At 67.4% G+C, this 22,691-nt stretch carries 14 protein-coding genes and 6 pseudogenes; 6 read left to right on the top strand and 14 right to left on the bottom strand.

Going from position 1 to position 22,691, the window contains the following annotated elements; all coding sequences use genetic code 11:
• Nucleotides 1–23 precede the first annotated feature (23 nt).
• From QP181_RS08180 to QP181_RS08170, 3 genes are all read right to left on the bottom strand, one after another.
• Nucleotides 24–230: a DUF2141 domain-containing protein gene (locus tag QP181_RS08180; RefSeq protein WP_333928219.1), complete on the bottom strand. Its 207-nt coding sequence runs from the start codon at nucleotides 228–230 to the stop codon at nucleotides 24–26.
• Nucleotides 175–483: a hypothetical protein gene (locus tag QP181_RS08175; protein WP_333929693.1), complete on the bottom strand. Its 309-nt coding sequence runs from the start codon at nucleotides 481–483 to the stop codon at nucleotides 175–177. The genes QP181_RS08180 and QP181_RS08175 overlap by 56 nt, the downstream gene beginning before the upstream one ends.
• 101 nt (nucleotides 484–584) lie before the next feature.
• Nucleotides 585–1,937 carry a lipopolysaccharide biosynthesis protein gene (locus tag QP181_RS08170; RefSeq protein ID WP_333928218.1) on the bottom strand — a complete coding sequence of 451 codons (1,353 nt, stop codon included), beginning with the start codon at nucleotides 1,935–1,937 and terminating at the stop codon, nucleotides 585–587.
• Nucleotides 1,938–2,070: 133 nt separating this feature from the next.
• Here QP181_RS08170 and asnB point away from each other — a divergent pair, with 133 nt between their 5' ends.
• A complete protein-coding gene (gene asnB / locus QP181_RS08165) occupies nucleotides 2,071–4,005 on the top strand; it encodes an asparagine synthase (glutamine-hydrolyzing) (RefSeq protein ID WP_333928217.1) in 1,935 nt (644 codons plus the stop codon).
• 176 nt (nucleotides 4,006–4,181) lie between these two features.
• On the opposite strand, the pseudogene QP181_RS08160 reads toward asnB, so the two are convergent.
• The 8 genes and pseudogenes from QP181_RS08160 to QP181_RS08130 form a co-directional block, all read right to left on the bottom strand.
• A pseudogene (locus QP181_RS08160) lies at nucleotides 4,182–5,296 on the bottom strand (CDP-alcohol phosphatidyltransferase family protein).
• Between the two features lie 213 nt (nucleotides 5,297–5,509).
• On the bottom strand, nucleotides 5,510–6,532 hold the full coding sequence (locus QP181_RS08155) for a CDP-glycerol glycerophosphotransferase family protein (protein WP_333928216.1): 1,023 nt from the start codon (nucleotides 6,530–6,532) through the stop codon (nucleotides 5,510–5,512).
• 102 nt (nucleotides 6,533–6,634) lie between these two features.
• A complete protein-coding gene (locus QP181_RS08150; protein WP_333928215.1) occupies nucleotides 6,635–7,102 on the bottom strand; it encodes a hypothetical protein in 468 nt (155 codons plus the stop codon).
• Nucleotides 7,103–7,133: 31 nt separating this feature from the next.
• A pseudogene (locus QP181_RS19980) lies at nucleotides 7,134–7,349 on the bottom strand (sugar phosphate nucleotidyltransferase); the annotation flags it as partial.
• 90 nt (nucleotides 7,350–7,439) lie between these two features.
• A pseudogene (locus QP181_RS08145) lies at nucleotides 7,440–8,850 on the bottom strand (efflux transporter outer membrane subunit).
• A gap of 300 nt (nucleotides 8,851–9,150) precedes the next feature.
• On the bottom strand, nucleotides 9,151–10,311 hold the full coding sequence (locus tag QP181_RS08140; RefSeq protein ID WP_333928213.1) for an HlyD family secretion protein: 1,161 nt from the start codon (nucleotides 10,309–10,311) through the stop codon (nucleotides 9,151–9,153).
• Nucleotides 10,308–10,448 carry a hypothetical protein gene (locus QP181_RS08135; RefSeq protein ID WP_333928212.1) on the bottom strand — a complete coding sequence of 47 codons (141 nt, stop codon included), beginning with the start codon at nucleotides 10,446–10,448 and terminating at the stop codon, nucleotides 10,308–10,310. Before QP181_RS08135 ends, QP181_RS08140 begins: the two co-directional genes overlap by 4 nt.
• Nucleotides 10,435–11,976, bottom strand: a complete 1,542-nt coding sequence (locus QP181_RS08130; RefSeq protein WP_333928211.1) for an MFS transporter — start codon at nucleotides 11,974–11,976, stop codon at nucleotides 10,435–10,437. Before QP181_RS08130 ends, QP181_RS08135 begins: the two co-directional genes overlap by 14 nt.
• A 282-nt stretch (nucleotides 11,977–12,258) precedes the next feature.
• Here QP181_RS08130 and QP181_RS08125 point away from each other — a divergent pair, with 282 nt between their 5' ends.
• Nucleotides 12,259–13,338: a mechanosensitive ion channel family protein gene (locus tag QP181_RS08125; protein WP_333928210.1), complete on the top strand. Its 1,080-nt coding sequence runs from the start codon at nucleotides 12,259–12,261 to the stop codon at nucleotides 13,336–13,338.
• Nucleotides 13,339–13,470: 132 nt separating this feature from the next.
• On the opposite strand, the pseudogene QP181_RS08120 reads toward QP181_RS08125, so the two are convergent.
• From QP181_RS08120 to otsB, 3 genes and pseudogenes are all read right to left on the bottom strand, one after another.
• Nucleotides 13,471–14,861 (bottom strand): annotated as a pseudogene (locus tag QP181_RS08120) (alpha,alpha-trehalose-phosphate synthase (UDP-forming)).
• On the bottom strand, nucleotides 14,858–16,666 hold the full coding sequence (locus QP181_RS08115) for a glycoside hydrolase family 15 protein (RefSeq protein WP_333928209.1): 1,809 nt from the start codon (nucleotides 16,664–16,666) through the stop codon (nucleotides 14,858–14,860). Before QP181_RS08115 ends, QP181_RS08120 begins: the two are co-directional and overlap by 4 nt.
• Entirely contained in the window at nucleotides 16,663–17,445 is a 783-nt protein-coding gene (otsB, locus tag QP181_RS08110; protein WP_333928208.1) for a trehalose-phosphatase, read from the bottom strand. Before otsB ends, QP181_RS08115 begins: the two co-directional genes overlap by 4 nt.
• Nucleotides 17,446–17,697: 252 nt before the next feature.
• Between otsB and QP181_RS08105 the strand changes: the two genes are divergently transcribed.
• The 4 genes and pseudogenes from QP181_RS08105 to QP181_RS08090 all read left to right on the top strand — a co-directional run bounded on the left by QP181_RS08105 (nucleotide 17,698) and on the right by QP181_RS08090 (nucleotide 22,649).
• Nucleotides 17,698–19,173, top strand: a complete 1,476-nt coding sequence (locus QP181_RS08105) for an efflux transporter outer membrane subunit (RefSeq protein ID WP_333928207.1) — start codon at nucleotides 17,698–17,700, stop codon at nucleotides 19,171–19,173.
• Nucleotides 19,173–20,555: an efflux RND transporter periplasmic adaptor subunit gene (locus QP181_RS08100; RefSeq protein WP_333928206.1), complete on the top strand. Its 1,383-nt coding sequence runs from the start codon at nucleotides 19,173–19,175 to the stop codon at nucleotides 20,553–20,555. The genes QP181_RS08105 and QP181_RS08100 overlap by 1 nt, the downstream gene beginning before the upstream one ends.
• Nucleotides 20,556–20,685: 130 nt before the next feature.
• Nucleotides 20,686–21,280 (top strand): annotated as a pseudogene (locus QP181_RS08095) (ABC transporter ATP-binding protein).
• 161 nt (nucleotides 21,281–21,441) lie between these two features.
• Nucleotides 21,442–22,649: pseudogene (locus tag QP181_RS08090) on the top strand (ABC transporter permease).
• Nucleotides 22,650–22,691 lie beyond the last annotated feature (42 nt).

Below are 22,691 nucleotides of genomic sequence, written 5' to 3'. Positions count from 1 at the left end.
GTCGGTCGCAGTCCGGACGCAAATTATCCGCGATACCGCATCTTCATCCGCACGACGGCACCGGATGCGGGCAGGGCGGTGCGGACCGCGTCGAACGACGGCAGTCCGATCGAGGTTGGCGCATCGTTGGAAAAGCCGAAGCCCTCCTTTGGCATGAGCAACGTCCGGTTGAATTTATGATCGCCATTCTCGTCGTGATATTGCGCGATCGCATAATGGCCGGGCTTCATCCAGAAGCAGGCGTGCGGGTTTGCGGCAGATACGCGCGCGTCCGACCTTCGCACCCTTCGCCAAAAACCGGGATTTGTCATCGGGATAGATCGCGAATGCGACTTCGCCGGCGGTGTTGTGCAATGTCGTCGCCTCGAGAATCAGCTTTGCGTTGCCGTTGCCCGGCGCGCCTTCGCAGGTCTCGGCGGCGTGGGCCTGAACCGCAACGAGCGCGGTCGCCGCGCCGAGCGCGATAAGTAATGCGTAGTTCATCGCTAGACCAAGACCCGAAAATAGTGGCGATAGAGCGGCGCGCAGATGACACTTGCGACGTGAACGCGGCGTTTATCGCAAACGTCGGCCGCTCTGTGGGTTTATGCCTGGTCGGGTGTCCGCGTCATCCGTGCCGCCGCGAAGCCCAGCAGGATTGCCACCGCAACCGATCCGGAGGCGACCGCAGCGGCAATCCCTGCCGAGCCATATGTCGGCATCAACGCAAACGCCGCCACGAACAGCAAGCCGACGCCGACCGCTCGGATCGCGAACACCGTGCCCGCGCGGTGCAGCGCGGTCATAACCGTGTCGAGGCTGACGGTGGCGAGGTCGAAGCATCCGGCGGCGGCGAGCCACAACAGCACCGGGTAGGCGCCGACGAACGACTTGCCGCCGACCAGCTTCAGGATCGGCTCGCCGACCAGCGCGACGATCGCGAGGATCATGAGCGCCGCCGCGGTGCTGGCGAGCATCGTCCGGATCAGGATACGGCGCAGGCGTGACGGCTCGGCGGTGCGGACCGCGCGGACGATCTCGGGGAAGGCAGCGCGCGACAGCATCTGCGACAGTTTCGCGAGCGCCTGCGCCAGTTGCGTCGCCAGCCGGAACGCACCCGCCGCCGCCGGGCCGATCGATGCGCCGACCAGGAGCAGCGGGATCTGCTTGCTCGACAGGCCCAGTGTCGCGCTCGCGTTGGTGCTGAGCGAGAAGCGGACGATGCCGGGATTCTCGTCGCGGACCTGCTGCCAGCTGCCCCGGCCGCTCGCGAGCAAGCGCAGATCGCCGCTTTTCGCGACCATGATCCAATAGGTCGCGGCAGTAACGATCTCGGCGACCGCCCAGGCGAGCATGAAGCCGCGGATCGTCGGTTCGAAGATCATCGCCGCACCCGCGCCGACGAAGCGCATGATCGGCGTCATGCTGTCCGCGACCGCCGACAACGAGAATTTGTCGCGCAGTCGAAGGATGCCGAGCGGGGTGGAGCGGATCGTGATCAGCTGCACCACCGCGAACATCAGCGTATCGCGCATCAGGTCGGGCGGGATGCCGAACCCGTCGCTCCACGCGAACAGGATCGCCACGGTCAGCACGGCACCGACCAACGCGCTGCAGATGTCGAGGATCGCCGACAGTCGGAGCAGGCGGGCGAGCCGGGGCGTGTCGCCGTGCTGGATCGGCTCGACGCCGTATTGGACGATGATCTGCCACGTCTGGAAGCCGACGAAGGTCGCCAGCGCCTGCGCCGCGCCGGAGATCAGCGCGAACCGGCCGAAATCGACCACGCCCAGCGTGCGCGTCGCGAACCCGAGATAGAAGAGCGACAGGATCGCCAGCACGCTGCGACTGGCCAGCAGCCAGCCGAGGTTGCGCGCCGCCGCCCGGAAAATCCCGGTCGTGCCCGCGCGTGCCGGTGCATCCGCCGGGGCCGGAGAAGGAGCGGGGTCCTGAACCATCTGCGACCGGCCCCTAGAGCGCGACGGCGAGTGCGGCAAGGTGCCCGGGGGCCGTGAGGTGCGAAGAAGGGGCCGGGGCGCCCAAAGGTGACAAAGCGCCGGTCGGCCCCTAGACCCGCGCGTCCGGGCGGCGGTGCTGCCGTCATGCGAGGGATCGTTCGTCATCTGCGGAATTGCCGGCCTTTATGCACGAGGTAGCGCTGCCGTCTCGCCCCGCCTCGTTACCGCGCAGTGCGACGCCATCCTCCACCGCGGGCCCGACGATCAGGGCGTGATGACCGATGGCGACTTCGGCTTCGGGATGCGCCGGCTAAGCATCATCGACATCGAGGGCGGGCACCAGCCGTTTCACTCGCCCGACGGCCGCTATGCGCTGGTCTTCAACGGCGAAATCTACAATTTTCGCGAATTGCGGCGCGAGTTGCAGGCGCTTGGGCGGGTGTTCGACAGCGCGGGCGATACCGAGGTCATCCTGGCGGGCTACGAACGCTGGGGCGACGACGTCTGGGCAAAACTCGACGGCATGTTCGCGGTCGCGGTGTGGGATACGCACGCCCGACAGCTCACGTTGGCGCGCGACCCGATCGGCATCAAGCCGCTATACTATACCAACCAGGCGGCCGGGTTCGCGTTCGGCTCCGAGCTCAAGACGTTGACGTTGCTGCCGGGGATGGCGTTCGACGTCGACCACCGCGCGCTCCACGATTATTTCACCTTCGGCCATGTCCGCACCCCGCGTTCGATCTATGCGCAGGTTCGCACCTTGCCGCCGGGTCATGTGATGACTGTCGACGCGAGCGGAACGCCGACGATGCGCGCCTATTGGACGCCGGCCTACCATCCCGCCGAGCCTTTGTCGGAAGCGCAGTGGATCACGCGGTTCCGCGACGAATGGCTCGACACGATCGGCAAGCAGATGGTCGCGGATGTCGATGTCGGCGCGTTCCTCTCGGGCGGCGTCGACTCGTCCGCGGTGGTCGCGGCGATGGCGCAGGTCTCGGATCGGCCCGTGCGCACCTTCACGATCGCCTTCCCCGACCCGCGCTTCGACGAATCGCCGCACGCCGAGGCGATCGCGCGGCATCTCGGCTGCCACCACGTCACGCGCACGCTCGAACTGGCCGATGCGCAGGCCATGCTCCCCGAGGTCCAGCATTGCTACGACGAGCCGTTCGCCGATCCCTCGGCGGTGCCGACCTGGTACGTCAGCCAGATCGCCGCGCAGGAGGTGAAGGTCGCGCTGTCGGGCGACGGCGGCGACGAGCTGTTCTTCGGATACAAGCGCCACGCGACCGAGCGGCGGATCGGCGCGCTACCGGCGCCCCTACGTCGTCTGGCCCGCGCGCTCGATGCGGTGCCGACCTTGCCCTCACGCCACGCCAACGCGGTGTTGCAACGCTGGCGGAAGACCACCGGCAGCGCCGCGCTCCCGAACGGCATCGCGCGATTCTTCGCCAAGACGCAGATCACGAACGAAGCCTTCCGTCGCGAGATATTCTCGGCGGAGTTCATCGCCGAGGAGGAGGGCGGGATCGCCGCGCTGGTGGCGGAATATTTTCCCGATCCCGCCGCGATCTCGACCGACACGCTCGAGCAGTTCGGGCTAGCGGATCTCGCGCTCAACCTGCCCGGCGCGATGCTGACCAAGGTCGACCGCGCGAGCATGGCGCATTCGCTCGAGGTGCGCGTGCCGATGCTGGGGCAGGGGATGGTCGACCTGGCCTTGTCGATGCCTGCCGACATGAAGTTGCACGGCAAAATCGGCAAATACGTTATCCGCCAAGCCATCGCGCCGTGGCTGCCGGAAGGGATTCTCGACCGCCGGAAACAGGGCTTCCAGATGCCGCTGGCGGCGTGGTTCGCAAGCGATTTCGGCGCGTATGCGGAGCAGCTGTGGCGCGACAGCGGCGTGCGCGAGCAGGGCATCTGGCGCGCCGGCGCGGTCGACAAGGTGTTCGCCGATCACCGTGCGGGGAAGCGGGACTATAGCCGCTTCCTGTATGCTCTGGCGATCTACTGCCTGTGGTGGATCGGACGGCCCACTCCCCTAACCGTTCGTGCTGAGTAGCGACCGAGTAGCTTCGAAGAAGCGTATCGAGGGCGCATATCGAAGCATGGGTTCCGCGCGCTAACCTGTCCTTCGATACGCCCTCTCGATACGCTGCAAGAGCAGCTACTCGATGGCTACTCAGGACGAACGGAAGGGAGGAGGTCGGCGTTAGCAAGTAGCGACCCCGCGAAGCCTCAAGCCAGCCAGCTCACTAACGTCTCACCCCGAGCTTTGCGCAGCATTGCCTGCACCAGCCGCACGAGATGCACCACCAGCGAGATCGCAGTCCACGCCGCCACCCCGATGATCCCCCAATCCGGCCGCGTCACCAGCAACCCCGCGAACAAAATCACCATGTTCGGGTTCCTTCGCGCGGTAATCAGCCGGAACCAGCTGTCGAACCGCTCCCATACATGGATATGCATCCCGAACCGGACGATGAACGCCCCCTCGATCAGCCGCTGCGCGACGTATCCGAACAGCATCGTCCCGATCACCGCCCAGAACACGCCGTCCTCGAGCGGTCGCCCGTACGGCGCACAGCCGGCGGCCCAAGCCCACCACCAGAACGGGGTGGACCAGATCGACCCCGTGATCCCACGCGTTGCCGAGCTTCGACGACGTGATCGTGCACCGCGCGAGCTTTCCGTCGACGGTATCGAGCACCATGAAGAACAGCCCAGTCGCGAGGCCCGTCCAGAACCAGCCATACCAGAACGCCACCGTCGCCACGATGCACAGCACCGAGCCGAGCGCAGTCACCTGGTTCGGCGTGATCCCCGCGCGCGCAGACCCGCGTGATCGCCAGCGCCCACTCCGGCCACAGATATTTGGTCAGCAGGTCGGTGACGCCCTTGTACGCGCCGACATAGCTTGCGCGCTCGATCGCCGGCACCGCGGCGGGGGTCAGCAGTTCGGCGAACGGGCGCTCGCGCTTGCGCAGCGCCTCGTTGAAGATGCCTTCCTCGGCCTCCGCGGCGATCACGGTTAGGCCCGTCACCAAAGGCGCTTCGCCGAGCATCGCCGCGGTCATCCGCGCACGCTCATCGGCGTCGCGGACATGCGCGAGCACAGGGACGCCGGTACGCGTGACGACGGTACCGGGGCGCGACTTCAGATGCGCGATCCACACCGGATCGAACGCATAGGCGAGATTGGCGAGGATGACGGGGCCATCGCCACCGTCTTCCGGCAACCCCTGCGCGACGCCGATCCGCCGGATCCGCTCGGCATTGGTCATGCCCCAGAGCAGCGTGTCGTTCGCCCGGACGGTCCGGAGCGCTGGCGTGAGGTCGGTTGAATCTACCATCCCGCACCCGTTACCCGATCTGGTCGTGAAAGCGAGAGGGGCGTGGGATAGGTCGAGGCGCATACCTTCCCGCCCACCACGACTGCACCACCCCGATTGCAACCACCCCGGCGAAGGCCGGGGCCCAATTGGAACGTCCGGAGTAACCTCGCGCAGTCCTTTGTTGGCAACGTCCCCCAATTGGGCCCCGGCCTCCGCCGGGGTGGTGGAGACTTAACGGGCTGGCGTGGCCTCCAGCAGTCGAAGAATCTCCCCGCAGCCCGAGCCGCACCCCCTTCGACCGCCCCTAGCGATTGCGCGGCGAACTCCGCCTGAACCTTCGCATATTTCACGTGCACCAACGCTGCCCGGTCCAACGCAGCGACGACATCCGCAACGTCTCCAACCACTTCCCCACAAGCCCACATCGCGTAATTCGGATCGCCCTCCCACGCGGCCCCCCGCATTGAGGAACACGCAAGGTCGGGGGCGCACGAGAAACTCGATCACCTGGCTCGACGTATCGCCAAGATACACGTCCGCCGCACCGGTATAGCTCCCATCGACCATCGCGAACCCATCGACGTCGCAGTGCACATGCGGCAGATCACCGATCTCCCGCATCAGATCCGCAACCTCCGGCGCCTTCTCGACCAAGCGCTGGTGCGGCGCGAAGATCAGATTGTAGCGCCCGTCCGCGACGATCCGCCGCACCACCTCCGCGCCCCAGCGCCACCAGGACGAGCGATGCTGCTGCCAGTGCGGCGTGTACAACACCACCGGCCGGCTATCCGCGAAAGGCGGCGCGGTATGCGTCCGATGCGTGAAGTCCGCCTTCACATAGCCGGTCGCGACGAACCGCTCCGGAGCAAACCCGCGGTGGAGATACGTCTGTCGCTCCAGTTCGCTCGGCACCAGCGTCAACGCTGCCGCGCGCCTACGCGGGTCGTCGCGCGCGCTCATCGACCCAACCCCGTGCGAGGTCTTCACAAACTTCGCGCGCATCGGAAACAGCCGCGGGAGCCACAAGCTCGTCTGCTCGGCACACGCCACGACCGTCGCGCCGCTGCGCAGATAGGGCAGCAGCCGCAGCAGCATCGGTATCTTCGCAGGCAGCACCGGATTACGCCCACTGCCGTCATCCGCCACGACACGAAACCCCGGTGCCCGCCGGATACGAACGGTCGGGAAGGGCGCGGTCCAGCGCGTCAGCAACGTCTCGTGCACCGACGTGCTCACCCAGAGCTCGATCGGCACGTTGGACGTCGCGGCAAGCGCCTCGACGATCGGATAGAGATGCGGGATCAGCAGCGTCTCGCCGAGAAACAGGAACGCGACCTTTCCGCGCGCTGGGGCGGGTCATGCCCGGTGATCGCCTTCCCAGAGCGCTATATCCTCGGGCCGGTCGATCTCCTGCCAGTGCGCGTCCGGCAGGATACGGACGGCGAGGACGCCCGGACCCTGCGCGACGCGCGCGACGACGGCGTGGTGATAGGCATGAATGCCGTTCTCCTCGCCGATCACTTCGCGTAACGCCTCGGCATAGGCAGACCCGCCGTGCGATACGATCAACCCAAGCGAGCGATCGGTCGCCTCATGCCCGACGAGGTGCTTGCCGACCGCGATCACGCGGTCGCCGTCCGCTTCGACCAGCATGTCGTCGAGCCCGGCATCGGTCAGCGGCTCCACCAGCAACGCCACGCCGCCCGCGTCGCCGCCGAGTGCGGTGCGGAGGATCGTCGGCTCGAACACCGTATCGCCGTTCATCAAGGCGAACGGCGCTTCGAGATACGCGCGCTGCCCAGACGCTGCCGATGCTGTTGGCAATTGCCCAGAACGGATTGAAGACGAGCTCGGTTGGCAGACCGCCTTCTCGCGCGCTGAGATGCGCTTCGATCTGGTCGATCCGGTAGCCGCCGACGATCACCGCGCCGTCGAAGCCCGCCGCGGCGACCGCGTCAAGCTGGTGGTCGAGGATCGCGCGACCGCCGACCTCGACCAGGCATTTCGGCGTGGTGAGCGTGAGCGGCAGCAGCCGCGATCCGTGACCCGCGGCAAGGATGATGGCCTTCATGGCGTGAGGCTGTACGGGCGAAGTGTGGCAGGAAAATGCATCGATCGAGCGGCCTTCTACCTGCGGGTGCTCCGCTTCCGCGGGGGAACATCAGCGCTGCACCGCCTCGGCATCCGCCCGAGACCATCCCCCGCCCATTGCCTGGTACAACGTCACATACGCCGTCAGCCGATCCGCGCGCCTGCACCAGCGACAGCTCCGCGGTCAGCAACCCGCGCTGCGCATCGAGCTGGTCGATATACGCCGAATATCCCGCGCGGTACCGGTTCGAGGCATTGCGCAGCGCCCCCGCAAGCGCATCGCGCTGCCCGGCGAGCGCGACGGCCTGCTGGCCCGAACGCTGCACCCCCGCCAGGCTGTCGTCGACCTCGCGGAACGCCTGCAGCGCAGTCCGGCGATACGCGAACGCGGCCTGGTCGCGGCGCGCGGTCGCGGCATCGGCCTGTGCCCCGAGCCGCCCGCCGTCGAAAATGGGGCTGAGCAGGCTCGCGCCGATCGAGAACACCGCGATCGGGTTTGCCAGCGCGCTCGACAGCACCACCCCCGCCGAGCCGGTCAGCGCGAGGTTCGGCAGCATCGCCGCACGCGCGCTGTCGAGCGAGCGGTCAATGGCGACCAGGGTCTGCTCGGCCTGATAGAGATCGGGGCGGCGACGGAGCAGGTCGGCGGGCAGGCCGTCGGGGATCGCCGGGGCCGCCAGCTGGTCGAGCGTTCGGCCGCGCGCAATCGGACCGGGGTTGTCGCCGAGCAGCAAGCTCAGCGCATTCTCCTGTCGGCTGATCGCGAGCTGGGCGGCGGGAACAAGCTGTTCAGTGGCGTGGAATTCAGCCTCCGATTGGCGCAGCTCTAGGTTCGACGTGTAGCCGGTCTCGGCGCGGCGACGTGCGATGCGCAGGCCTTCCGCACGCGCTGCCAGCGTCTGGCGCGCGACGGCGAGGCGCTGGTCGAGCGCGCGGAGCGTGATGTACCCGGTCGCGACGCTGCTCGCGATGCCGAGCCGGACGGTGTCGCGCGCGGCTTCGCTGGCGAGCAGTTGCGCACGCGCGGCCTGGCTCGCGAGGCGGAGGCGGCCGAACAGGTCGAGGTCGTAGCTGATCGCCACCCCCGGCTGCGCGCCGATCGCGTCGGAGGGCGTGCCGAGCGGGCTGACGGTCTGGCCGGTAGTGCTTGGTGCCGAGCCGCTGACGAGCGGGGTCTGTTGCGCGCGGGCAAGACGTGCGGCGGCGCGGGCTTCGTCGATGCGCGCGGCGGCCGAGCCGAGATCGGGGCTGTTGGCGAGCGCCCGAGCGACGAGGTCGGTGAGGACGGGGTCGCCGAACGCACTCCACCAGTCCGCACGGATCGGTGCCCCGGGGCTGAGCGCGGTGCGCCACGCCGGGGGCGGGGTTACCGCGGTGGTTGTGGGCGCGTCGGGGCGGGGGCTGATACAGGCGGTGGCGAGGAGGGCGAGGGTCAGGGCGGCGCCCGTGCTCGCTGATCGTGCTCCTGACGAGCGCCACAACTCGAGCGAATACCATCTCGGAAAACGCTTCCCCCGGCGAAGGCCGGGGCCCAATTGGAGAGGTCGCAGTAACGGTGGACAGCGCTTCGTTACGACCGTCCCCCAATTGGGCCCCGGCCTTCGCCGGGGTGGTGGACTTCGTCGGGGTATTGATTGTTCGAGCAGAAGTTACCCCCTCCTTCACGCCGCTCGGCCCGCTGTCATAGCAAGCAATGTCTCCCCGCGAAGGCGGGGACCCAGACTGGGCTCCCGCCTTCGCGGGAGAACATGAGGCGGGCGCAATGCCAAGTTCAGGCTCCATCACCGAACCCCCGGCCCGCCGGCCGTATCCACGCGAGCCTGCACCGACATCCCCGGTCGCAACCGTGCGCTCAGCGGCTGCCCCGCATCCACCCGAATCCGCACCGCGATCCGTTGTGGCACCTTGGTGAAGTTGCCCGTCGCGTTGTCCGCCTTGAGTACCGCGAACTCCGACCCAGCCGCGGGCGAGATCCGCTCGACATGCCCGGTCAGCCGCGCGTTCGCCAGACCGTCGACGGTGAACGAGGCCGGCTGCCCAACCACCATCTTCGCGGTCTGCGCTTCCTTGAAGTTCGCGATCACCCACGTCTCGGGCGGCACCAGGAACATGAGCTGCGACCCGGCCGTCACATACTGCCCCAGGCGAACGCCGACCTCGCTCAACCGCCCCGTCTCCGGCGCGCGGATCACGGTGTTGGCGAGGTCGATCTGCGCGAGCCGCCGCGCCGCCTCCGCGCCCGAGACACCCGCCTGCTGGCCACCACGCCCGACCTCGACCGTACGGATATCCTGCCGCGCGATCTCCCGCGCGGCCTTGGCTTGCCGGACCTGTGCCTGCGCCTGCCGCAACGCCGCCAGCGTCTGGTCGCGTTCGCGCAGCGACACCGAGCCGTCCGTCACGAGGTCGTTGACGCGCGCCATGTCGGCCTGCGCGCGCATCAGTTGCGCCTCGGCATTGGCGACCGCCGCGTCCTGCGCCGCGAACGTCGCCTCGCGGCTGGCGGCCGTCTGCCGGCTGTTGGCGAGCGTCGCGGCCTGCGCATCGACCTGCGCCTGCGCCTGGTCGACGCGCTGGCGATAGATGCGGTCGTCGATCTTCACCAGCGGATCGCCCTGCTTCACATCGGCGAAATCACGCACCAGCACCTGCGTCACATAGCCGCTGACCTGCGGGCTGATCACCGTCGTCCGCCCACGCACATAGGCGTTGTCGGTCGACTGATAGCTGGTCGCGAACGGGGGCAGGCGCCATGCCGCGAGCACCGCACACACGCCGGCGATCGCGAGCAGGGCGATGATGATGATGACGTTGCGGCTGGGCGGTTGCGGTCGCCATCCAGAACCGACCGGCGTAACCGGGGCGGCCGGTGCAGCGGCCACCTCCGCCTGCTTTTCTTCGGTCGCCGGCCCCTCGGCCACCGGGCTGCGTGCGTCGCTCATGTCGTCCCCTCAACCGGGCCCTCAAGCCGCGCCCGTCTCTCGCGTCGCGCGCGTCTCGCCAGCAGGAACAGCAGATATCCGAACGTGCCGCCGGCGAGGACCGCGATCAACCGGAAGACGTCGTCATACGCAAGCACGTTCGCCTCGCGCGTCGTGGTTTGCGAGAGGATCGCGGCGCCCTCGGCATTGCGCAGCGTGGGGTCGACGATCACCCGGCTGACCGCGGCGCCACCCGCGGCGATGCGCTGCGTCACGATCGGGTCGGTCGGCGAGATCTGCTGAACCAGCGCGACGCTGTTCGCCTTCTCGCGGATCACCTGATAGCTGCCGAGCAACGCGGTGCCGCCGAGCCCGCCGAGCGAATTGATGATCCCGAACAGCGCGATGAAGCTGATGATGTGGCCCGCGCCTTCCTTCAGCGCGCGAGTCATACCGAACAGCAAAGCGGGCCCGAGGAAAAACGTCGCGGAGAAGCCGATGATCGCCTGCGTCACGTACATCTGCGGCGCGCGTGAGGCTGGTCGCGTAGGAATCGAACCACGCCGCCACCGCGACCAAGCCGATGGCCAGCATGATAGGGTGGCCGAGGCGCTCGACGTCGAGCGTCACCGCACTAGCGATCACGCCGGCGACCGACGCGACGAAGATGATCAGGAAGAACGGCACGAGCTGGTCGTTGTTCTGGCCCAGCACGGTGAGCAGCCCGACCGACGCGTAGGTCTGCTCCGACAGCACGATCCGGGCCATGACGATGACGATCGTGAACCGGACGATGTCGGCGCTTCCGAGCCAACGCGTGTTGAGCAGCGGGTTGGCGCGGTGATGCTCGACGACGATCGCGGCGGCGAACATCGGGATCGCGACGATCAGCGCCCAGCCGATCCACGGCGCGTTGGTCCACCACACGATCCGCCCGAGCCCGAGCACCGCGGCGAACAGCGCGGTCGAGCCGGCGAACAGCACGAACGTCAGGAAGTCGAGCGGCTCGAACGCCTTGCTTCGCGTCGTCGGCGGCAGGCGGAGGGCGGCGACTGCGGCGAGCGACAGCAGCGCGAGCCCGAGTTCGAACAGGTACAAGGTCCGCCACTGCGACATCGCCAGCAGGTCCGGCGAGAACAGCCGTGCGAGCGGTGTGGCACACTGCGGAATGCCGATGCCGAGTACGACGCCCTTGAGCCGCCATTTCGCCGGGAGCGACTGCATCACGTAATAGAGGCACAGGCTGCTCAGCGCCGCCCCCGCCATCCCGCTGATCGCGCGCACCGCGATCGCGGTCGCAAACCCGTGCACGAACAGGTGCGCGAGCGTGATCAGCACGTACAGGATCAGGAAGATCACCGCGAACGGCCGCAGCCCGAACTGCGCGCGGAACTTGATCATCAGCAGGTTGATGCTGACGTTGGTCATCACATAGACCGTCGGCAGCCACGCGATTTCGGCGGGGTCGAGACCCAGCGCGCCCTGAAGGGTGTAGGTGTTGGCGCTGATCAGCGCGTTGCCGAAGCCTACCGTCAGGCCGAGGAGTATGCCGATCAGCGCGTAGGCGATCTGGCGGTTTCTCGGGTGCAGTGGCGATCCGGGGGAGCCGGGAAGGACGGGACGTTCGTGCTCGGCGAACTGCCAGTCCTCTTCGCTCAGGAAGTGTCTGATTCTCTGGGCGATCATGGTTGGGTGGTTCTGGCATGATCGGGGCGGGGCGTCATCCAGGAACGCTGGTGATGGCAGGGAACGCGAACCAAATCAGCAGACCACTTCGGCGAAGGCCGGGGCCCAATTGGAAAGGTTGCAGTAACGACTGGCTGTGCTTCGTTACGGCCGTCCCCCAATTGGGCCCCGGCCTCCGCCGGGGTGGTGGCCTCTTTGACGGCCTGGCCTTCCTCAGTTCACCGCCGATCAAAATGCTGCACTGCAGCGGAACTCTCCTGTCCACCCAGCCGTTGCGCCAGAATGCGCATGTTCAGATCGCTCCACATACCCACCGAATGGGTCTGGCTGGAGAGCGTCGCCGTCGTCTCGGCGGCCGTCCTCGTCGCGCTGATCGCGCATTGGCTGACAATGCGGATCGGCGGCCACGCCCAGCGTCGCTCGACTGCGAAGACCGACGGCCTCGTCCTTGCCCGCGTCCGCCGCCCGTTGCGCGCGGTGTTCGTCTCGGTCGCGGTCGCGTTCGTCGCGCGGATCCTGCCGATGGACAACGACATCGAGGATCTTTGGAAGCAGTTGCTCGGCTTCCTCGTGCCCGCCTTGCTCGGCTGGCTCGCGGTCGCGGCGCTCCGCGCGTTCCAGGACGTCATCGAGATCCGTGCCGACATCTCGGTCGAGGATAACCTCCGCGCCCGAAGGAAACGCACGCGCGCGGCGATCCTCGGAAGGATCGGGACGTTCTTCATCATCTTCGTCAGCGTCTGCCTTATGCTGCTGAGCGTCCCCGGCATCCGCTCGATCGGCGTCACGCTGATGGCGTCGGCGGGTATCGCCGGCCTTGTCGTCGGTGCCGCCGCGCAGCCTGCGCTCAAGAACCTGATCGCCGGCGTGCAGATGGCGTTCACCGAGCCGATCCGGATCGACGACGTGCTGATCGTCGACGGCGAATGGGGACGGGTCGAGCAGATCAACCTGACGTTCGTGGTCATCAAGATTTGGGACGAACGCCGCTTGGTCGTGCCGGTCTCGAAGTTCCTCGAACAGAGCTTCCAGAACTGGACGCGCGAGACCAGCCAGCTGATGGGCTCGGTGTTCTGGTATCTCGATCCGTCCGCGGACGTGCCGAGGTTGCGCGAGAAGCTGGGCGAGATCGTCACGTCGAACCCGCGTTGGGACAAGCGGTTCTACAACCTCCAGGTGACCGACGTGAAGACGGACTGCATCGAACTGCGTGGGTTGATGACCGCCAAGGATGCAGCGATCGCGTTTGATCTGCGCTGCGACGTGCGCGAGGCATTGTTGAAGTACATCCGCGAGGACATGCCTGAGGCTATCCCGAGGAACCGCCTGCTGATGGCGCCCGACCCGGTGCCGCGTACCTAAGCGAATCCTCCCCCGCCAGGGGAGGTGGCGCCGAACGCGACGGAGGGGGAGGCACGCGCCACGTGCGTTCCGTGTCCTCCCCCTCCGTCTGGCAAGTGCCAGCCACCTCCCCTGACGGGGGAGGATTCTTAGCTACGCCTCGACGTGCTCCGGCACCGCCTCGAGCGCAGTGATGAACAGCTCGCACCACCACATAACGTCCTCGTTGCGGACATTGTCGATCAGCTTCTCCCACCGCGCTTTCCGCTCGGCGAGAGGCATCTTCAGCGCGCGGTCGATCGCGTCGGACATTTCCTCGGGACTGTACGGATTGACGAGCACCGCGTCCTTCAGCTGCGTCGCCGCGCCCGCGAAGTGCGACAGCACCAGCACGCCCGGATCCTCGGGGTCCTGCGCCGCGACATATTCCTTCGCGACCAAATTCATCCCGTCGCGCAACGGCGTCACCAACCCGACACGCGCCGCGCGGTAAATCCCCGCCAAGACATCCCGCGGAAAGCCCTGGTTGACGTAGCGGATCGGCGTCCAGTCGATGTCCGAATATTCGCCGTTGATCCGCCCCGACATCGAGATCGAGGTTCGCGCAGAATCTCCTGGTACGTATCGACCTTCTCGCGCGAAGGCGGCGCGATCTGGAGCATGTAGACCAGCCCACGCCGATCCGGATGCGACCCGAGGAAGCGCTCGTAGCCCGCGAACCGCTCGGCGAGGCCCTTCGAATAATCGAGCCGGTCGACCCCGACGATCAGGCTGCGCCCGGTCGCCGACATGTACATCCGCTCCTTGGCATGCCGCGCCGCGTCGCTGTTCGCCGACTTCTCGAAGTCCGCGGTCTCGATCCCGATCGGCGTCGTGATCGCCTTGATCGTGCGGTCGCCGACCGTCACCCAGCCATCTTCGCCAACCACGCCGTCGAGCTGGCTCGTCACGTAATGCAGGAAGCTGTCGAGCCAGTCCTGCGTCTGGAAGCCGATCACATCATACGCGAACATCGATTCGACCAGCGCACGGTGGCTCGGCAGCGACAGCAGCATCGCCATCGGCGGCCACGGGATATGGAGGAAGAACCCGATCTTGTTCTCGACGCCGAGCTTGCGCAGTTCCTGCCCGAGCGGGACGTGATGATAGTCGTGGACCCACACCAGATCCTCCGGCTCGATCAACGGCAGCACCGTCTCCGCGAACCGCTTGTTCACGCGAGCATAACCGCTGGAGAAGTCGCGTTCGAACTCGGTCAGGTCGATCCGGTAATGGAACAGCGGCCACAGCGTGCGGTTCGCATAGCCATTATAATATTCATCGAAATCCTGCTCTTCGAGGTCGATCGTCGCGGTGGTGACGCCCTTGCCCTGCTGGAAATTGATGTGCCCGGTGAAGGTCTCGGTGGTCGATCCCGACCAGCCGAACCACACGCCGCCCTTTTCGCGCAGCGCCGCGAGCAGCGCGACCGCGAGGCCGCCCTGATTGCCCGAAGGCGCATCGACCGACTGGACGCGGTTCGAGATGACGACGAGGCGGCTCATCGGACGGCACTCCACGGCTTGCTGAGCAGGACCGCGCAGTTGATCAGCCCCACCAGCGAATAGGTTTGCGGATAATTGCCCCACAGCTCGCCGGTGTTCGGGTCGATATCCTCCGACAACAGCCCGGCCGGCGTCCGCCGCGCGACCATCTCGTCGAACAGCTCGCGCGCGTCGGCGGTCCGGCCGGTCGCGTGCAGCGCCTCGATCAGCCAGAAGGTGCAGACGTTGAACGCCGTGTGCGGCAGGCCGAAATCGTCCTCGGTCGCATAGCGCAGCATGTGGCTGCCGCGGCGCAGACCCTCCTCGACCGCCTTCAATGTCGACTGGAAGCGCGGATCGTCGGGCGCGAAGAAGCGCAGGTCCAGCAGCTGGATCAGGCTCGCATCGAGATCGTCGCCACCGAACGTCGCCGAGATACGCTGCGTATCCTCGCGCCATGCCGATTGCTCGATCGTGGTACGAATCGTGGTCGCGCGCTCCTCCCAGAACGTCCGGCGATCCTCGAGCCCGAGAACCTCCGCAGCATTGGCTAGCCGATCGCACGCCGCCCAGCACATCGCCGCCGAATAGGTGTGGACGTGTGCCTTGGTACGCAGCTCCCACAGCCCCGCGTCGGGCTTGTCGTACGTCTCCCACGCACGGTCGCCGACCAGCTCCAGGCTCTTGAAATCCTCTTCGCTCGACATCCGGAACAGCCGCTTGTCGAAGAACGCTTGGACATCGGACAGGATGATCTGGCCGTATGCGTCGTGCTGGATCTGCTCGTACGCCTGGTTGCCCACGCGGACCGGACCCATCCCGCGATAGCCCGGCAGGTCGCTCTCGATCCGCTCGATCAGCGTCGCCTCGCCGCCAACGCCGTAGAGCGGCTGGACATGGCCACCCTTCGACGCGTCGACGATGTTGCGCAGATATTCGAGATACCCTTCGAGCACGTCGAGCGCACCGAGGCGGTTGAGCGCCTGCACGGTATAATAGGCGTCGCGGATCCAGCAGTAGCGATAGTCCCAGTTGCGCTCCGACCCCTCATGCTCGGGGATCGAGGTGGTGAGCGCGGCGACGATCGCGCCGGTCTCCTCGTGCTGGCACAGCTTCAGCGTGATCGCCGCGCGGATGACGACGTCCTGCCACTCGACCGGCGTCGCGAGCCCGCGCACCCAGTGGCGCCACTCGTCCTTGGTCCGCGACAACATCGCCTCGGCGGCCTCGTGCAGCACACCCGCGAAACTCTCGTCAGGGCCGAGGAACAGGTGCATCTGGCGTTCGAGCCGGAACCAGTTCTCGCCGACGATATGCCCGACCGGCGCATCGGTGGTCAGCCGCAGCGTCTGGTCGTCCATCAGGAAACGGATGTGGTTCGAACCCTGCGTGTGCTCGGTCGCGTGGCCCCAATTGGTCGCGACGCGCATGCGGATACGGATACGCGGCGAGCCCGCGACCGGCTTGACGATCCGGACGAAGCTGGTCGGGCGATAGGTCCGTCCCTCGCGCACGAACCGCGGGCAGAAATCGATCACCTCGACCGCATTGCCGGCCTCGTCCTCATGGCGGGTCACGAGGATCGGCGTGTTGCGGATATAGGCCTGCGAGGTCTTCGCGCCGCCCTCGAGCTCGATCGCCCAGAACCCGGTCTCGGGCGCATCGCCGCCGAGCAGCGCACAGAACGCCGGGTCGCCATCGACGCGCGGCACGCAACCCCAGACGAACGTGCCGGTGTTGTCGATCAACGCGGAGACCTGGCAATTGCCGATCGGCCAGAGGTTCATGTCGGCTTTTTGGGCAAGGGCGGGAGTAGCTGCGGTCATCGTGTTTCCAATATGGCGGCGATCCAGTCACGGAGCGCGGCAACGTCGTTCAGGCGGTAGGCGGCTGCGGTCGCGCGCGGCTCGCCGATGAGGATGCCCGCGCCACCAAGGGCGCGCGCGGCCTCGAAACCGTCTTCGTCGGTGACGTCGTCGCCGAAGAAATACGGTATGCTCCCTGCCATTGTCGGCGCTGCGATCAATACGCGCAAGGCTGCACCCTTGTCGCCGGGGGTCCGCAGCTCGACCATCATCTTGCCGCGCTGGAGCGTGAGCCCGTGGGTGGTGGCGAGATCCTCTGCGAGGCGGACAGCGTCGGGTTCGAAGTCCGGCGCCATCCGGTAATGCAAACCGGCGCCGAGGCTCTTGGCTTCGTAGACGAGGCCGTTGGCGTCGGCGAATGCGCGCAACGCGTCCGCGGCGGCTTCCAGCGAGGCGGGGCGATCGGCGGCGATGTGACCGTCTTCGGGGGTGCGACGTTCGGCACCATGGCTGCCAGCGACCGCGAACAACTGCGCGTGCCGCCCGAGCATCGCATCGAGCTGCGTGATCGACCGCCCGCTGATGATCGCGACGCGACCGGGGAAGCGTTCGGCGAGCATATCGAGCCTATCGAGCAGAGACTGGTCGACCAGAACGGCATCGGGGGTCGCGGCGAGATCGACGAGCGTCCCGTCGAAATCGAAAAACAGGCTGACATTGTCGAGGGCCACGGGTGGCGGATCGAGCACGACAGGCGGCGGCGCGAGGACTTCAGTCGCGGGCTGGCGTTCGGCTAGCATGACCGTCCAACCCGTAGAGGTGCCGCTACGTTCCGCTGCACTGCAAAATTGGAACGGAGGCGGTTCGATTGTTTGGGTGGCCTCTACGAAATCCGTGACGCCCGCTTGTCCTCCCGCGAAGGCAGGAGGCCAGTCTGGATCTCTGCCTTCACGGGGAAACAAGCTCTTGCCCAAGAGGATCCACCCCGCCTGCGACACCTCGCGACACAAAACCGCTGGACTAGGGCAGGGACGGCGGCCATTCCTCCGCGAATGTCCCGCGTCAGCGCCTTCCTCCTCGCACCTGTCCTCTCAGCAGGCATCCTGCTAGCCGGCTGCACTGTCGGCCCGGACTACCACCCCAAGGCGGCGGCAGAGCTGGGCGTCCCCGACGCCTATTCGGTCACGCCCGAAACCAAACCCGAAGACCTCACCCGCTGGTGGCAGAAGTTCGACGACCCCGTCCTCGGCCAGCTCGTCGAGCAGGCCGCCGCCGCCAACCTCGACCTCGCGCAGTCCGTCGCCCGCCTCCGCCAGGCGCGCGAGAGCCTGCTCCAGAACCGCGCCTCTCTGCTCCCGACGGTCAACGGCTCGGCCGGGTATCAGCGCAACGAGAATGTGCGCGGTGGCGGCCGGTCGTTCACGCTCCCAGACGGCACGGTCGTCGATACCGGCGGCGGCGGCGCCAACAGCTTCACGCTCGGCGCCAGCGCCAGCTATCAGGTCGGCGTCTTCGGCGAGATCCGCCGCACCGTCGAGGCGAGCCGCGCCGACTACGCCGCGTCCGGCTACGACTACGCCACCGTCCTCATCTCGGTCGAAAGTGAGGTCGCCCGCAATTATGTCCTTGCCCGCTCGTATCAGCAGCAACTCGCCAACGCCCGCGCCTCGCTCGCGATCCAGGACGACAACCTCGAGATCGCCGGCTTCCGCGTCCAGGCCGGGCTCGTCTCCAGCGTCGACGCCGAACAGGCCCGCGCCCAGCGCGCGCAGACCGCCGCGACGATACCCAGCCTCGATCAGCAATATGCCGCCGCGGTCGCGCGGATCGGCGTGCTGACCGCGCAGGCGCCCGGCGCGCTTCGGACGATGATGGCGCCCGTGAAAGCGATCCCGACCGGTCCCGCCGCGGTCGGCGTCGGCATCCCCGCCGACACCCTGCGTCAGCGCCCCGACATCCGTTCCGCCGAACGCGCGCTCGCCGCCGCCACCGCGCGGATCGGCGTCGCCAAGGCGCAGCTCTATCCCGCGCTCGCGATCACCGGCAACCTCAACACCAACGCGACCTCGATCGGCAACATCGGCGACGCGATCACCGGCAGCCTGTTTGCCGGCCTGACCCAGGCGATCTTCAACGGCGGCCGTCTGCGCAGCCAGGTCCGCACGAGCGAAGCCGCCGCCGACGGCGCGCTGGCGCTCTACAAATCCACAATCCTCACCGCGCTGGAGGATGTCGAGAACGCCGTCGTCGCACTGCAGGCCGCGCAGGAACGCGAGCGGCAGTTCGCGATCGCGCTCGACGCGTCGAACAATTCCGCGATCCTCAGCCGCAGCCAGTACCGCACCGGCCTCACCGACTTCACCACGCTCAACCAGCAGGAAACCGCGCTCCTGTCCGCGCGCAACGGCGCGACGCAGGCACGCGCCGACGCGGCCACCGCGTTGATCGCACTCTATGCCGCACTCGGCGGCGGCTGGGATCCCACCGTGATCCCGCAAGCGCCCATATCCAATCCAGAGGCACGCTGATGGCCGACGCATCGATCGACGACTTCCTCGGCGTAAAGCCGCAGGCCCCCTGGAAACGCTACGTAAAGTGGGTCGTGATCGCGGTCGGCGTGGTCCTGCTATGCCTGCTGCTCGCCAAGTGCTTCGGCGCGAAGGAGCAGACGCAATATTCGACGCAGGCCGCCCAGCGCGGCAACCTGACCGTCAGCGTCTCGGCGACCGGCAAGCTCGCGCCGACCACGCAGGTCACGGTCGGCTCGCAGCTGTCGGGTCTCGTCACCAAGGTCGTCGTCGACGTCAACGACCGCGTGACCGCGGGCCAGCCCCTCGCGCTGATCGATCCCGAACAGCTCGACGACCAGATCCGCCAGACCAGCGCGCAGCTCGCGGCGAACCAGGCGCAGGTCGCGCAGGCACAGGCCACCGTCGCCGAATCGCGCGCACAGCTGAACCGCCTCGAAGAGGTCTCGCGGCTGTCCGGTGGTCGCGTACCGTCGAAGACCGAGCTCCAGACCGGCCGTGCCGACTACGCCCGCGCCGTCGCGGCGCAGAAGGTTGCCGAAGCCAACGTCGTCGCCAGCCGCGCGCTCCTTGCGCAGAACCAGACGCAGCGTGCGCGCGCGATCATCCGCTCGCCCGTCACCGGCGTGGTGCTTGCGCGCCAGATCGATCCCGGCCAGACCGTCGCCTCGTCGTTCAACACCCCGACGCTGTTCGTGATCGCCGAAGACCTCACCAAGATGAAGCTCGAGGTCGCGATCGACGAAGCCGACGTCGGCGAGGTCACGATCGGCCAGAAGGCCAGCTTCACGGTGGACGCGTTCCCCGGCCAGACCTTCCCCGCAACGATCAGCCGCGTCGATCTCGGCTCGAACCTGACGGTCAGCTCGGCGACCTCGTCGACCTCGACCACCGCGACCTCGACCACCGGGCAGGTCGTCTCGTACGCCGCCGACCTGACGGTGGGCAATCAGTCGCTGACGCTGCGTCCCGGCATGACCGCGACCGCGGACATCGTCACGTCGGACAAGCGCAACGTCCTGCTCGTCCCCAACGCCGCGTTGCGCTTCAAGCCGACCGCGGCGTCCGGCGATGCGGGCGGCGGCATCGCCGGCTCGCTGACCTTCCGTCCGCGTCGTGGCGGTGGTGCGGAGCGCACCGCGACGGTCGCTCGCGGGGCGCAGCAGACGATCTACGTCAAGGGTGCGGACGGCACGCCGCAGCCGGTGCAGATCACCACCGGCGACACCAACGGCACGATGACCGAAGTCCTGTCGGGCAATCTCCAGCCCGGCGCGCAGGTCATCACCGGCCAGTTGGCGAGCGGCGGCGACGACGCCAAGCGCAGTGGCGGCGCACGTCGCTCAGGCGGCGCGAGCAAGGGCGGGGGCGGTGGCCAGTAACGCGCCGCTCACCGCCGAACCGCTCATCTCCCTGCGCGGCGTCACCAAGACGTACGGGCAGGGCGCGACGATGTTCCAGGCGCTCAAGGGCGTCGACCTCGACATCGCGGCCGGCGATTTCGTCGCGGTGATGGGGCCGTCGGGGTCGGGCAAGTCGACGACGATGAATATCCTCGGCTGCCTCGACGTGCCGAGCGACGGGACATTCCTGTTCCGCGGCCACCACGTCGAAACGCTCGACCGCGACCAGCGCGCGCTGCTGCGGCGGAAGTATCTCGGCTTCGTGTTCCAGGGCTTCAACCTCCTTTCGCGCACGTCAGCGCTGGAGAATGTCGAGCTCCCGTTGCTCTACCGCGGCGACGAGAAGCGCGCGCCGGGATGCCGCGATGGCGAGCCTCGACACCGTCGGGCTCGCGGACTGGTGGGATCACACGCCCGCCGAACTCTCCGGCGGCCAGCAACAGCGCGTCGCGATCGCCCGCGCGTTGGTCACGAGTCCCGACGTGCTGCTCGCCGACGAACCGACCGGCAATCTCGACAGCGAACGCTCGGTGGAGATCATGCAACTCCTCACGCGGCTGAACGCGGAGAAGAACATCACAGTCCTGATGGTCACGCACGAACCCGACATGGCCGCCTTCGCCAGGACGGTCGTCCACTTCAAGGACGGCCTGGTGGAACGCATCGAAAGCCAGCACCGCCAAGGTGAGAGGGTGAACTCGTGAGCGGCGCCCGCGAAGCATTCCCCTCCCGCTTGCGGGAGGGGTCAGGGAGGGCGCGACGTACGTACCGGCGTCCGGTCTGTTTGATCAGCCCCTCCCCAACCCCTCCCGCAAGCGGGAGGGGAGCAGCCAGACTGCGCTCTCGACAACGGAGCGACGCGATAATGTTCGGAACCACCCTCGTCCTCGCGCTCCGCTCGATCCGCCGCCACCTCCTGCGATCGTTCCTCACCATCCTCGGCATCGTCATCGGCGTCGGCGCGGTCGTGACGATGGTCACGCTCGGCAAGGCGACCACCGCCGCCGTGCAACAATCGATCTCCGCGCTCGGCACCAACATCCTGCAGGTCCGCCCCGGCCAGGGCTTCGGTCGCGGCGGCGGCGGCCCGCGTCCGCCCGACTTCAAGCCCGAGGACGTCGCCGCGATCGCCAACCAGATCGCCGGCGTCACCGCGGTCGCGCCGCAAGCCAGCGCCACCGCCACCGCGATCTACGAAGGCGCCAACTGGTCGACCACGATCAACGGCACCACCGACGCGATCTTCCAGGTCCAGCCTTGGCCGCTCGCCTCGGGCCGCCGCTGGACGCCGGTCGAGGAAAGCGCCGGTGCCGCGGTCTGCATCATCGGCAATACCGTCTCGAAAAACCTGTTCCCCGGCGGCGATCCCGTCGGCCATCGTTTCCGTATTGGGTCGATCAGTTGCGACGTGATCGGCGTGCTGACCACCCGCGGCCAGGCCGGGTTCGGCGGCGATCAGGACGACACCGTGGTCATGCCGATCAAGGCGGTCCAGCGGCGCTTCACCGGCAACCGCGATATCCGCCTGATGCTGGTCGGCGTCGACGAGCGCTTCTCGACCAGCACCGTGCAGGCCGGGATCACCGACCTGCTCCGCGAACGCCGTACCATCACCGGCGACAAGCCCGACGATTTCAACATCTTCGATACCAAGCAGATTTCGGACACGCTGACCGGCACCACGACCCTGCTCACCGGCATCGTCGCCGCGGTCGCGGGGATCAGCCTGGTGGTCGGCGGGATCGGCATCATGAACATCATGCTGGTGTCGGTGACCGAGCGCACGCGCGAGATCGGCATACGCCTCGCGATCGGCGCGGTCGCGCGCGAAGTGCTGTTGCAGTTCCTCGTCGAGGCGATCGCGCTGTCGTGCCTCGGCGGCGTCATCGGGCTGATCGTCGCGCAGGCTGCGATCGCGATCATCGCGCCGCTGATCAAGGTTCAATGGCTGTTCGTGCCCGAGATTAACATCTTCGCGTTCGCGATCTCCGCGGTGATCGGCGTCGTCTTCGGCTATTTCCCGCGCGCCGCGCGGCGGCGATGAACCCTATCGACGCGTTAAGGCACGAGTGATCGCGGCCTTGGGATCGCGGACCAGCGCCTGCAGCCGGTCCA

The sequence above is a fragment of the Sphingomonas sp. LR55 genome, from assembly GCF_036856015.1.
Classification (GTDB): domain Bacteria; phylum Pseudomonadota; class Alphaproteobacteria; order Sphingomonadales; family Sphingomonadaceae; genus Sphingomonas.
This window is presented reverse-complemented; position numbering and strand designations above follow the sequence as displayed.